This window comes from Enterococcus sp. DIV0187 (genome assembly GCF_051713785.1).
GTDB lineage: Bacteria > Bacillota > Bacilli > Lactobacillales > Enterococcaceae > Enterococcus_A > Enterococcus_A avium.
On record NZ_JBIOQO010000001.1, the window covers coordinates 1364032 to 1376964 of the forward strand.

Annotated in this window: 11 protein-coding genes and 1 tRNA gene; 2 read left to right on the forward strand and 10 right to left on the reverse strand. The window is 39.7% G+C overall.

The features are described 5' to 3' along the window. The first annotated feature begins 26 nt into the window (after positions 1 to 26). Positions 27 to 1661, forward strand: coding sequence for a SulP family inorganic anion transporter (locus tag IGI52_RS06700; protein ID WP_438780802.1), 1635 nt, complete (start codon positions 27 to 29; stop codon positions 1659 to 1661). Positions 1662 to 1724: 63 nt separating this feature from the next. Here IGI52_RS06700 and IGI52_RS06705 read toward each other — a convergent pair whose 3' ends face one another. The 7 genes from IGI52_RS06705 to rpoN form a co-directional block, all read right to left on the reverse strand. Then, a complete protein-coding gene (locus tag IGI52_RS06705; RefSeq protein ID WP_438780803.1) occupies positions 1725 to 2432 on the reverse strand; it encodes a hypothetical protein in 708 nt (235 codons plus the stop codon). Positions 2433 to 2645: 213 nt separating this feature from the next. Further along, positions 2646 to 3959: a phosphopyruvate hydratase gene (gene eno, locus IGI52_RS06710; protein ID WP_048721559.1), complete on the reverse strand. Its 1314-nt coding sequence runs from the start codon at positions 3957 to 3959 to the stop codon at positions 2646 to 2648. 112 nt (positions 3960 to 4071) lie between these two features. Beyond that, positions 4072 to 4827 carry a triose-phosphate isomerase gene (gene tpiA, locus IGI52_RS06715; protein WP_010744522.1) on the reverse strand — a complete coding sequence of 252 codons (756 nt, stop codon included), beginning with the start codon at positions 4825 to 4827 and terminating at the stop codon, positions 4072 to 4074. A 131-nt stretch (positions 4828 to 4958) separates the two neighbouring features. After that, positions 4959 to 6149 (reverse strand): phosphoglycerate kinase, encoded by a 1191-nt coding sequence (locus tag IGI52_RS06720; protein ID WP_016179848.1) that lies wholly within the window; start codon positions 6147 to 6149, stop codon positions 4959 to 4961. 151 nt (positions 6150 to 6300) lie between these two features. After that, entirely contained in the window at positions 6301 to 7302 is a 1002-nt protein-coding gene (gene gap / locus IGI52_RS06725) for a type I glyceraldehyde-3-phosphate dehydrogenase (protein WP_016179847.1), read from the reverse strand. Positions 7303 to 7337: 35 nt separating this feature from the next. Beyond that, positions 7338 to 8381: a sugar-binding transcriptional regulator gene (locus IGI52_RS06730; RefSeq protein WP_016179846.1), complete on the reverse strand. Its 1044-nt coding sequence runs from the start codon at positions 8379 to 8381 to the stop codon at positions 7338 to 7340. A 176-nt stretch (positions 8382 to 8557) separates the two neighbouring features. Further along, the gene (gene rpoN / locus IGI52_RS06735) at positions 8558 to 9859 is read right to left on the reverse strand and encodes an RNA polymerase factor sigma-54 (RefSeq protein WP_438780804.1); all 1302 of its coding nucleotides are present in this window, start codon (positions 9857 to 9859) and stop codon (positions 8558 to 8560) included. 52 nt (positions 9860 to 9911) lie between these two features. Here rpoN and IGI52_RS06740 point away from each other — a divergent pair. Beyond that, positions 9912 to 9983, forward strand: a tRNA-Arg gene (locus tag IGI52_RS06740). Positions 9984 to 10258: 275 nt separating this feature from the next. On the opposite strand, the gene IGI52_RS06745 is transcribed toward IGI52_RS06740, so the two are convergent. The 3 genes from IGI52_RS06745 to IGI52_RS06755 all read right to left on the reverse strand — a co-directional run bounded on the left by IGI52_RS06745 (position 10259) and on the right by IGI52_RS06755 (position 12755). Beyond that, positions 10259 to 11518 (reverse strand): cytochrome P450, encoded by a 1260-nt coding sequence (locus IGI52_RS06745; protein WP_438780805.1) that lies wholly within the window; start codon positions 11516 to 11518, stop codon positions 10259 to 10261. 120 nt (positions 11519 to 11638) lie between these two features. After that, positions 11639 to 12247, reverse strand: coding sequence for a DNA-directed RNA polymerase subunit delta (rpoE, locus tag IGI52_RS06750; protein ID WP_016182027.1), 609 nt, complete (start codon positions 12245 to 12247; stop codon positions 11639 to 11641). A 73-nt stretch (positions 12248 to 12320) separates the two neighbouring features. Continuing rightward, complete coding sequence (locus IGI52_RS06755) at positions 12321 to 12755, reverse strand: DUF1934 domain-containing protein (RefSeq protein WP_016182026.1); 435 nt, start codon at positions 12753 to 12755, stop codon at positions 12321 to 12323. Positions 12756 to 12933: the final 178 nt, after the last annotated feature.

Consider the following 12933-nt stretch of genomic DNA (forward strand, 5'->3'; position numbering starts at 1 on the left):
GTTGATTAACGGGCTTTTATCGTATTTTGAAAAAGGAGTGTTTTAAGATTAAGCGTTATAAAAATTTATTACAACAGGAGTTTCGTCATTATTCCAAGGCGAAGCTTCAAAAGGACCTATTAGCAGGATTAACTGTCGCTGCTGTAGCCTTACCTCTTGCGTTGGCCTTTGGGGTTTCCAGCGGAGCCGATGCGGCAGCCGGGATGATCACAGCCATTATCGCAGGAATTGTGATCGGCAGTCTTTCCGGGGGCTTTTACCAAATTTCTGGACCAACAGGCGCTATGGCCGCCATTCTTATGGGGATTATTGCTAACCAGGGTTTAGCTGGTGTCTTAGTTGCTACTTTTATTGCAGGTGCCATTTTATTAATTGCAGGCTTATTCAAGCTGGGAAATCTCACCTCCTTCATTCCTTCACCTGTTATCACAGGTTTTACTTCAGGGATTGCTATCATTATTGCTCTAGGACAAATTGATAACTTTTTCGGTACGACCTCCGTTGGAGATAGTGCTTTAGCAAAATTGATGAGTTATCGCTTTAATTTTACGCCGGATTTACCGACTCTTCTATTGGGCATCATCGTTTTGCTATTCTTAGTTTTTTATCCCAAGAAATGGAGCCAATTTTTACCAGCGTCACTCGTTGCAATTATTTTAGCCACATTTGCTTCTATTCTTTTCCAGCTTCCTGTTGCAAAGGTCGGGAAAATTCCGACATCCTTATTAACAGGAGAACGGCTCCATATAGCAACGCTTAACTTCTCTCTGATCAAACAATTATTCTTCCCTGCCGTCAGTATCGCGATGCTGGGTATGATCGAAAGCTTGCTTTGCGGTGCCTCTGCTGGTCGCATGACAGGCAAAGATCTCGACAGTAATCAAGAACTGATCGCTCAAGGAATCGGCAATATGATTTTACCTTTTTTTGGCGGTATACCAGCAACAGCGGCAATTGCAAGAACCAGTGTCGCGATAAAGTCAGGTGCTCAGACACGTTTGGCAGGAATTTTCCATGCACTTTTTCTATTTCTTTCTATGATCATTTTTGCTCCGATCATGTCTCAAATTCCTATGGCGGCTCTTGCCAGTGTTCTACTGATAACCAGCTGGCGAATGCATGAATGGACGACGATAAAAACGATGATTCAGCAAAAAAATCGAACAGCCATCCTTTTGTTTTTTGTAACAATGCTTAGTACGATTATCTTTGATTTGAGCATCGCGATTGTCATCGGTGTTATTTGCGGATGCATTTTCTTTATTGCAAAAAGTGCTCGAATTTCTATCGTCACTGAAGAAATTGATTGGCAAAGAATGGCACTGCCTCATTCTGATGTAAGCTCTGATTGGGCAGTCATCTACATCACCGGGCCATTATTCTTCATGTCTGCGAGTCAATTGAAACAAGAGTTAGACCAAGTGGTGGATAAAGAAGGAATCATCTTTTCCCTTCGTGGGGTACCAAGTATTGACGTAACAGCCCTTGACACATTTGCTGATTATTTCTCTGTAGCACGATTGAAAAACCAAAAACTGGTCTTCACTTCCATGCAGCCTGAAGTAGAAAAGCAATTCCAGCAGTTATGGGAGAAACAAACCAATTGCCCCATTCAACACCCAACTGTTGCACATGCGCTCCAAGCACTGCATCAAGAGTAATAAAATAGCAATAGAGAGTTCAGTGTATTCAAAACACTGAACTCTCTATTTGTTTTAAAAGTACTATTGATTTTGTTCTTCCAATTGCCTACGTCTTATTTCCTCCGTCTGTTTGTTTAAATCGTTTTCAGCTTGAACTAATTCTTCATAGGTAAGAATACCATCATTATTCAGATCAGCTTGAGAGGTTTGTTCGCTAATCACCCGTTCGCCATTTGGCAAAACGCGGAGAACCGTCACTGCTTCCCCATTCGGACTGACCAACACTTGCCCAACTTGATCATCTTTTTGAGTTTCCTCAGAAGCAGATGGTGTCGCTTGAGTCGATGGTTGCTTAGCTTCAGTTGATGTTTGAGGCTCTACGACAGGTTCTGTTTTTGAAGTCTCTTCTTTAGATCGCTGAAAACTAACAGATGGCTCAATGTTGATTTTCTTTTCTACCTGTTCACTCTTTTTCTTAGAAGTCATAGTCAGCTCTTTAACCTTTGGCTCATCTAATTGATATTCCAAACGAAATAATCCGTGCTCATCAGCAGATTCCTTTTGATTTTCGATCGAAACCACCGCATCTGGCTCTGTTGTTCCGGTAATGATCGCTTTACCTAGTTCATCCGTTTCAAAAGTCTTAAAGCAAATAATCTCAAGTTTCTTCTCTTTTTCAGAGGAAGACTGTGAAATACTCGCCTCTCGCTTTTGTTCTTTTTCAGTACTACAACCAACTAACAGAAAAACACTTGCAGTTAGAACTGCAAAACTAACAATCTTTTTCATGATTCCCTCCAATTTTTAAAATAGCGCTGCTCTTTTCATTATAAACATACGAATAGAACCGCTGTCTAGAAGAAAACAGACTACTTTTTAGGAATTATTAGTTGTTAAAACGTTCTAGTTAGAATAAATAAAAAATCCTCCTGTCCAAAAACTAGACAAGAGGATTTTTCACTATCATCAAATAAAACATACTAGACAGAAAAACTATCTTAATTATTTACCGATGAATGGGTTGTTTTTTAAGTTGTAGAAAGATTTGATTCCTTTGTATTCTGCAACATCACCCAATTGGTCTTCGATACGTAATAATTGATTGTATTTAGCAATACGATCAGTACGTGAAAGAGAACCAGTTTTGATTTGACCAGCATTTGTTGCAACAGCGATATCAGAGATTGTTGAATCTTCTGTTTCACCAGAACGGTGAGATACAACTGCAGTGTAGCCAGCTTCTTTAGCCATTTCGATAGCGTTGAATGTTTCTGTTAAAGTACCGATTTGGTTAACTTTGATAAGGATTGAGTTTGCAACGCCCATATCGATTGCTTTAGCTAATTTTTCAGTGTTTGTAACAAACAAGTCGTCACCAACTAATTGAACTTTATCGCCTAAAGCTTCAGTTAATTTCTTAGTACCTTCCCAGTCGTTTTCGTCTAAGCCGTCTTCGATTGAGATGATTGGGTATTTAGCAACTAATGATTCGTAGAATGCGATCATTTCTTCAGTTGTTTTTTCGCCTTCGCCTGAATCAGCTAAAACGTAAACACCTTTTTCTTTGTCGTAGAATTCTGAAGAAGCAGCATCCATAGCAAGAACGATGTCTTTACCAGGTACATAGCCAGCTTTTTCAATTGCTTCGATGATTACTTCGAAACCTTCTTCGTTAGAACCAAGGTTAGGAGCGAATCCACCTTCGTCACCAACTGAAGTAGCAAGACCTTTAGCTTTTAAGATTGAAGCTAAAGCGTGGAATACTTCTGCACCATAACGTAAAGCTTCTTTGAATGTAGGAGCGCCAACAGGCATGATCATAAATTCTTGGAAGTCGATAGAGTTATCAGCATGTGATCCACCGTTGATGATATTCATCATAGGAGTAGGCAAAACTTTTGTATTGAATCCGCCAAGGTAGTTGTACAATGGGATTTCTAAGAAGTCAGCAGCTGCACGAGCAACAGCAATAGAAACACCAAGAATAGCGTTCGCACCTAATTTACCTTTGTTAGGAGTGCCATCTAATTCGATCATAGCAGCATCAATAGCAGCTTGGTCACGTACGTCGTAGCCGATGATTGCTTCAGCGATGATGTTGTTTACATTATCAACTGCTTTAGTAACACCTTTACCGCCGTAACGAGCTTTGTCGCCATCACGTAATTCAACGGCTTCGTATTCACCAGTTGAAGCACCTGAAGGAACCATACCGCGGCCGAATGCGCCGTCTTCTGTATAAACTTCTACTTCGATTGTTGGGTTACCACGTGAGTCTAGGACTTCGCGTGCGTAAACGTCTGAGATAATTGACATGTTTTGTCTCTCCTTTAAAATTTGTTTTTATTAAAGGGTTAAAAACCCTTATAACCAATATTAGTGAAAATCGTCGGCAGTTGCAAACAAAAGCCGCAATTTTCTATAAAAATTATTTTGCGCCTTCTAATAAAGCTAAGAATGAGTCAGCTTTCAAGCTTGCTCCGCCGACTAAAGCACCATCAACGTTTTCTTTTGCCATGTATTCAGCGATGTTTTCAGGTTTCACAGAACCGCCGTATTGGATACGAACAGCTTCAGAAACTTCTTTGCCGTAGATACCTTCAACTGTTGAACGAACAACGCCGCAGATTTCATCAGCGATTTGTGCGTCCGCAGATTTACCAGTACCGATAGCCCAGATTGGTTCATAAGCAATGACCATGCTTGAAACTTGTTCAGCAGAAAGATCAGCTAAACCAGCTTTGATTTGTCCTTCGATCCATTCAGCTGTTTTGCCAGCTTCATAGGTTTCTAAAGACTCACCACAGCAAAGAATTGGCAACATACCGTTAGCAAAGATCGCTTTGGCTTTTTTGTTGATTTCTTCGTCTGTTTCATGGAAGTATTCACGACGTTCTGAATGGCCGATGATGACATAATCCACACCAAGATCAGCTAAAGCGGCAGGTGAAGTTTCACCAGTGAATGCTCCAGCATTTTCCCAGTAGCAATTTTGAGCAGAGATTTTTAAGTCAGTGCCTTTAGCTGCTTCAACTAATTCTTGTAAGAATAAAGCAGGAGACCCGATCACTGAATCTACTTTATCATTAGCAGGAATGTTGTTTTTCACTGCTTCAGCAAAATCTTTTGCTTCTGATGCAGTTAAATTCATTTTCCAGTTACCAGCGATAATTGGTTTACGCATTTAAAAAAACTCCTTTTTGAATTTTATTGTCTAGTATTACGAGCTAGCTCTCTTCAACGATAAGCGGAGCTGATGTAGAACAGTGCCTATTTGGTGCTTGAGAGCTGAACGAGCTCGAAATACTTTTCTGATTATTTGTCGTTGATTGCTGCAAGACCTGGTAATTCTTTACCTTCTAGTAATTCAAGACTTGCACCGCCACCAGTTGAGATGTGAGTGAACTTGTCAGCAAAGCCAAGTTGTTCAGCTGCAGCTGCAGAGTCCCCACCACCGATGATTGTTGTAGCATCTTTCAAGTTTGCAATAGCTTCACAAACACCGATTGTTCCGCGAGCGAAGTTGCTCATTTCGAACACACCCATCGGTCCGTTCCAAACAACTGTTTTAGCGCCTTCTAATGTTTGAGCGAATAAAGCGATTGATTCTGGTCCAATGTCAAGACCCATTTGTCCAGCAGGAACATCACCAGTATGTTCTTCCGTTGGAACGTCGTTTGAAAATTCAGCCGCTGTGATTGAGTCAACTGGTAAAACTAATTTGTCGCCAGCTGCTTCGATCAATTCTTTCGCCAAATCCACTTTATCAGCTTCAACTAATGAGTTACCGATTTCCATGCCTTTAGCTTTGTAGAATGTATAAGTCATTCCGCCGCCGATTAAGATTTTGTCAGCTTTAGGAATCAAGTTTTTGATTACGCCGATTTTGTCAGAAACTTTCGCGCCACCTAAGATCGCAACCATCGGACGTTTAGGTTCTTCCACAGCTTCTCCGATGAATTTAATTTCTTTTTCCATTAAGAATCCAGCAACAGTTGGAATTCCAGTAGAAGCGATACCTACGTTTGAAGCGTGCGCACGGTGAGCCGTACCAAATGCGTCATTAACGAATACATCGCCTAATGAAGCCCAGTATTTACCCAATTCAGCGTCATTTCCGCTTTCTTTTTTACCGTCGATATCTTCAAAACGAGTGTTTTCAAAGACAACCACGTCGCCGTCTTTCATGTCTGCGATTGCTGATTCCAATTCAGAGCCACGAGTTTCAGGTACAAACGTTACATTTTTACCCAATAATTCGCTTAAACGTTCAGCAACTGGTTTTAATGATTTGCCAGCTTTATCTTCTTCTGTTTTCACACGACCTAGGTGAGAGAACAAAATTGCTTTGCCGCCTTGTTCTAAAATGTAGTTGATTGTTGGTAACGCCGCTTTGATACGAGTGTCATCAGTAATCACGCCATCCTTAACAGGAACGTTAAAGTCCACACGAACTAAAACTTTCTTGTCTTTCAAGTCAAGATCTTTAACTGTCATTTTTGCCATGAAAGAAAACCTCCAAATAATTTTTTTAAATCTTTATTATTATACAACTCTTTTTGACAAAAGAGCCAATGATAAACTTACGAAAAAAACGGAGAAGCGCGTCGCTTCCCCGCCTTGTTCAGACAATGTTCTTTTTCGTTTAAAATAAATCTTATAGGTTTGCGAAATATTCTAAAGTACGAACTAATTGAGCAGTGTATGACATTTCATTGTCATACCAAGCAACTGTTTTAACTAATTGTTGGTCGCCAACAGTCATAACTTTAGTTTGAGTTTCGTCAAATAATGAACCGTAAGTCATACCTACGATATCTGAAGAAACGATTTCGTCAGTGTTGTAACCGAATGATTCGTTAGCAGCTGCTTTCATTGCTGCATTTACTTCATCAACGGTAACTTTTTTGTCAAGAACTGTTACTAATTCAGTTAATGAACCTGTTGGAACAGGAACACGTTGAGCAGCTCCGTCTAATTTACCGTTTAATTCAGGAATAACTAGACCGATTGCTTTAGCAGCACCAGTTGAGTTAGGCACGATGTTTGCTGCAGCAGCACGCGCACGACGGAAGTCGCCTTTAGGGTGAGGTCCATCAAGAGTCATTTGGTCACCAGTGTAAGCGTGGATAGTTGTCATTAAGCCTTCAACAACGCCAAATTCGTCATTTAAAGTTTTAGCCATAGGAGCTAAACAGTTAGTAGTACATGAAGCACCAGAGATAACTGTTTCGTCACCAGTTAAAGTTTCGTGGTTAGTGTTGTAAACGATTGTTGGAACATCGTTACCACCAGGAGCTGAGATAACAACACGTTTAGCACCAGCTGTTAAATGTTTTTCAGCAGCAGATTTTGAAGTGAAGAATCCAGTACATTCTAATACGATATCTACTCCTAGTTCTCCCCAAGGTAATTCTTCAGGGTTGCGGTTAGCAAGAACCTTAACTTCTTTGCCGTTCACATTGAATGAACCTTCGTGAACTTCAACAGTTCCGTTAAAGCGACCTTGAGTTGTATCATATTTTAACAAGTGAGCCAACATTTTAGCGTCTGTTAAGTCGTTGATAGCTACAACTTCCAATCCTTCTACATCTTGGATACGGCGGAATGCTAAGCGTCCGATACGTCCAAATCCGTTAATTCCAACTTTTACTGTCATTTAAGATTTCCTCCTTATGGAATCAAAAAATATATTTATTTTAAAGGGGATGTCCCTTTTAAAATCTCGTTTGCCGCAGCTTCATCGGTGATGAGCCACGTTTGTTGTGGAGCATTTTTCATATACGCTGTAATGGCTTTGGCTTTACTCTTACCACCAGCGACTGCAAGAATCGTCGGCATCTTTTGAATATCCTCTAAGGATAATCCGATACGCGGCACCTTATGAACGATCTCTCCGTTCTCGTCAAAAAAGTACCCAAAGGATTCTGCAACGGCATTTTTTTGTTTCAGACGAACAATCTCATCTTCAGACATTTTTCGTCTTGCTGCCATGTGCAATGCTCGGCCAATACTGTGAACTACACAATTGGCTTCTTTAATCATCGCCAAGACACTTCTGATAGAAGGTTCTTTCAGCAGAGTATGATACGCCTCTTCGCTTAATTGCTCTGGGACATATAATGCACGATGCTCCCCATGAGCATTGGCTGCCATCAAGGCGCTGACTGAATTTGCTTGAATCGATACGGCTTCGCCGATACCTCCTCTAGCTGGAACAAAAAGATTATGTCGTTTGACTGTTTCTAATGGACTGACATGTCTGGCAACTTCCGCCATCGTAGTTCCGCCCATCACTGCAATAATATTTCGGCCTTCTGGCAGTTGACGCTGCAAAGCCTCATCAACTAACTCACCAAATTCACCAATTACCTTTTCCTGCTCATCACTGTTACCAGAAACGATCAAGCATCGTTCGATCTTAAAAAGTGAAGCAAGTTGTTTTTCTAACTGATCCATTCCGGTAAACTGTTCCATCAATAGTTCTAAATGCTGTAACAGCCCCTCGCCCTTTTCAGTTAATAACATGCCGCTCTTCGTTGCATCAATCAAACGCTGATCTCTAAGATAATCCGTCTCCCCACGTAATACTCGCTCGGTAAGACCTAATGAATCAGCTAAGTTTCTTCGACCGATTGGTTGCATCCAAAAAATATTCTGCATAATGCGATATCTCTTTTTGACAACCTCTAGCACATCAGGGGCGATTGCTTCAAGTACTCTTAATTCACTTAACAAAGGAATTCCTCCGTTGGACTTAAGTAGTCCCTCATAGACTTTTAGCGACCCATGAATTTTAAAAAAAATGCAAGAAACTCAAATTACTGATTTGAAATTTGCTGATTTCTTACATGACAAAGTGTAACAGTTTTGCGCCTTATACGCAAGGAAAAAGCCAAGTTTTTTTACTTGGCTCAATCAAAACGTTTTCTTTTCGAAGAGCTGGGAATATTTAACGCATCTCGATACTTTGCGACCGTCCTCCGAGAGATTTTTTGCTCTTTTTCTGCGAGTAATTCCACTATTTTTTGATCAGATAACGGTTTACGTTTATCTTCTTGCTCAACGAACGATGCAATTAATTGCTTGACCTCATCCGCAGAGGTATCCTCATCATTGACTTTATTGACAAAAAAGCTGCGCAGTTCGAAAACACCAAAGTCAGTTTCAATATATTTTCCATTGACCGCACGACTGATCGTTGATTCATGAACTTCTAATTGTTTCGCCACATCTTTAAGCATCAACGGCTTTAATGCACCCTGTTTTTCCTCAAAGAACGCGGCTTGATACTGAACAATGATTTTTCCAACCTCTAAAATGGTATCTTTTCGCTGTCCCAGCGTTTTGTTCAGCCATTCAAATTGCTGGAGTTTTTCTTTCAGGTAAATTTTGGTTTCTTCGTCCGCCTGCTGTTTCAAACGATTGAAATAATTTTCCTGAAAATTCAGTCTTAGCTGCCCTCGCTTATTTGATAATACAACTAATCGTCCTTCTCTTCTTACTAAAGTAAGATCAGGAATGATAAAATTGGAATCCTGCCCGCCAAAGCTTGCTCCTGGGAATGGATTCAATGCCCGAATATAATCTAAAATTTGCTGAACCTGCGGCAAGCTGATTTGATATTCTTTAGCAATCTGCTCGAATTTCCTCTTTGCAATCGCATCAAAGGATTCTTCTAATAATAGATAAGCTAGTTCTGGCGCATAATCATCTTGCTCAGTCTGGAGCATCAAGCATTCCTGTAAATTTCTTGCACCAACACCCGGCGGATCTAATTGCTGCAAAAGCGTTAAAGCATCCAGATATTGAATATCTGTCGCGTTTAACTCATCCTTTATTTCTTCTTCATCAACTTTCAAATATCCATTAACATCGATATACTCTACCAAGACCAGCATAATCTCACGAATAAAGGTATCACGATAATTCAAATGTATCTGATTGATTAAATGCTCAAATAACGAAACAGGGTGATCGGCAATTTGAATGAAGGATTCTTCCTTAACTGCACCACTGTGCATTTGCATTAAATCACTTTGTATTTTCGGAGCAACTACGTCAAACAATGGATTCTCTAAAGAAACTGTTTCAACATAGTCCTGCAACTCCTCAGTATTAAATTGTAATATTTGAATCGCCTGCTGCAGCTCCTGTGTCATCGCTAATTTTTGGGTTTGCTGCTGCTTTTGCGAATAACCTTGTTGAAACTTCATATACTTTCCCCTTGTTTTTTTAAAATAATATGCTAAACTAATAATCGTGCTTGCGCCCTTAGTGTAGTGGATATCACGTAAGATTCCGGTTCTTGAGACGGGGGTTCGATTCCCTCAGGGCGCATACTTTTACGACACTTCTCATCTTTGAGAAGTGTCTTTTCTTTTACCGATATATTTAGTCTATCTCCATAACTTCCATTATACTTTTTTAACAGATACTTATCAATTTTATCTATTTCACCCCTCTTTTAATGTATAAACTCTGTAATAGCAACGAGTCTTAACGATTATTCAAACAGCTAAATAAAACATTTGATTGCAGAAAAATAATCTTTTTTAACTGCAAAATAGCCTCTCTAACTAAACTACTTAGCCTAGTTAGAGAGGATCTATCGATTATTTCTTGATTAGCAGTGCTTTGCTTTTCGGATAAGTTGGAAATTGATTCATCGGAATGCTCCAGTCCTGCTCTGGTATCGAGAACTGGTATTTATTTACGAGCTGATCAGAAAAGACCCTTAACGTATGCAACGTAATCCACTCTCCCGCACAGCGATGCATTGCTTTAAATTCTCCTCCGCCTTGAGCGATCATTTCATACTCCTCATCATAAGAAATATGTTTTTCTTTTCCTAGGTAACGGGAAATTCGAAAAACTTCAGGCGTTTCAATCATTCGATCATCGTGGTTTGTTCCGTAAAGATCAAGAACAACCCAGCTATCTTTAGGGATTAAGTATCCGTCAACTTCCACATCTTGTATTGCAAAGGCTGGTAGCATTGGGAAAAAGGGATAGTATCGGCGCATTTCTTGTATGAATGAATCCTTCAGCTGATCAAATTCTGCATGGAGACGCTGGTAAATATCTGGTCGACTGAATAACGCATGTCCCATCAGAGCAATCCAAACTGTCAAGGCTACAGTTGGACGAATCACATTTAACAACTCAACAGCAGCAACATCAATCGGTAATAATTCACCATGATCATCTGTCGCTTTAGCAAAAGCATACAAAGCTACATCTTCTTTTCCAGCAACCGGATTGATTCGTGCATTTTCGATTAATGATTGGGCCCATTTTTCTGATTTTTTACGATTATCGATGCCTTTGATATGAGTCGCAGGGTTTGTTACAGCAGAGCTGATCATTGAAATCTGATATTCAGCTAATTGATCTACTTCCTTCTTAGTCAATTGAGATAAATCAATGCCTGCCCACTCACAAATCGAACGGAATAGAACATCCTTAGCCAAATCGAATAATTCAAACTGCCCCTGTTGCCGATCTAGTTTTTGTGTCAAATTTTTATCAAGAATACGATGATATTCCTCCATCCGTTTTGGGGTCATCAAATCCATAAAAATCGTTTTTCTGTGCTCATGCGCTTGACCATCTAATGTTTGAACGCCATTTTCTCCAAACAATGTTTTTAAAACAATTTTAGGCATTGCTCCTTCTCGTTTAAAATTGCGCGGATCATAAAACTTCTTGGCCGCTTCTTTTCCATAAATCGCAATCACTTCTTTGTTTAAAAGACGCGCTTTGACAACTGGAGCATTTGCCTCCTTGCGTAATTCTGAAAGCAATAAATAGCCTTCGTCTAAACGCTCAGTCACATCTGTTAGCTTGATTTTAATTTCCGGTACTTTTTCCATAACAATCCACTTCCGTTCTTCTTTTTCTAATTTTATACTATCGCGTTTCATAGAAAAGAATCAAAGGAAGCGCTTGTGAACGCTGGAAAATTGAATAAAAAAAGAATAGATCGCTATGATCTATTCTTCATCCTCTTCTTCATCATCAAAATCATCGTCGTCATCATCGATCACGCTTAGATCATCTTCGATTCCGCCTGGAACGACTTCTTCGTCATCTTCGCTTGCATCCGCTCCGATTTCTTGTAAATCAGAGTTGTATGCTGCGATTTCGTCATCATCATCGTCATCGTCGTCATCAATTTCATCTTCTTCATCGTCTACCAATAGATCCGTATCTTCTGGATCGTCGTCATTGTAGTCGATCGCATCTTCATCGTCATTGATAAAGGCATTGACTTTTTTGCGTTTCTTACGACGAGGAGCATCCTCTTCTTCATCTTCTAAGCCATGATTCACTTCTTCATCAATCGAATCAATCGCGTACCATGAACGTAATCCCCAGCGATTATCTCCTAGAGAAATAAAACTTCCATCAATATTCAAATCGGTATAAAATTGTGCTAATGCATCACGAATCTCACTGTCTGACTTGCCAAGATAGTTTTGGATTTGATTTACTAGATCCGAAAAATCCATTACATCTGCGCGTTCTTCCAGAATTGCGTGTGCCACTTCAATCATTGATAATTCATCTTTGTTCAAACCATCAAAAATACTAAGTTCCAAGTATGACACGTCCTTTCAAAGTCTACTCCTTATCATACAAAAACACAGGATAAAAAGCAAACCTTTCTTATACTTAGGTGGTAAATTCTAACACCATCTGATAGTCGCCTACTTTTTCATCTTTCATTAAAAGCGAGTAATCGATCGTGATGATGCCAGAAAATGGTCGATCCTTTAAACTCACGTGCATTTTGTTTGCATAGGTCGTGATCATAAAAATACCAAATGGTGTCTTGTAACTTGTTTCCATTTTCTCTCGATAGGCAAAACGCATGCGCATTCGAGTTTCACCAGAACGAATTAATTGTACCTGCGAATCCGGCATTACTTTCACCGTAACTGGAACTTCTTGACCATCTTGCTGAATCTCTTTGTAACGGATATACAGCGTGTCTCCCATCTTAACAACTTGACCAGGAAGATCGAAAACAAAGTCCTCTGTTTCATTGTTTTGAGTAACTTTTGTTTGAACCTTAATTTTGGCAGGAATACCTTCATTGATATTCACAGAGCTCCCACTCCTTTTTTTGTTCCATGTACTTATTTTTTTGCATCTATCACTTTTTATGCCTTTTGGTTATCACTTACTTTATAGCCAAAATACAAGAAAAATTGATATTCTTCCACTACTTATTTTTGTCGGTTTTGCTTTTTTTGTCAACTACTTCTGCTTTTTTGAGCGACAT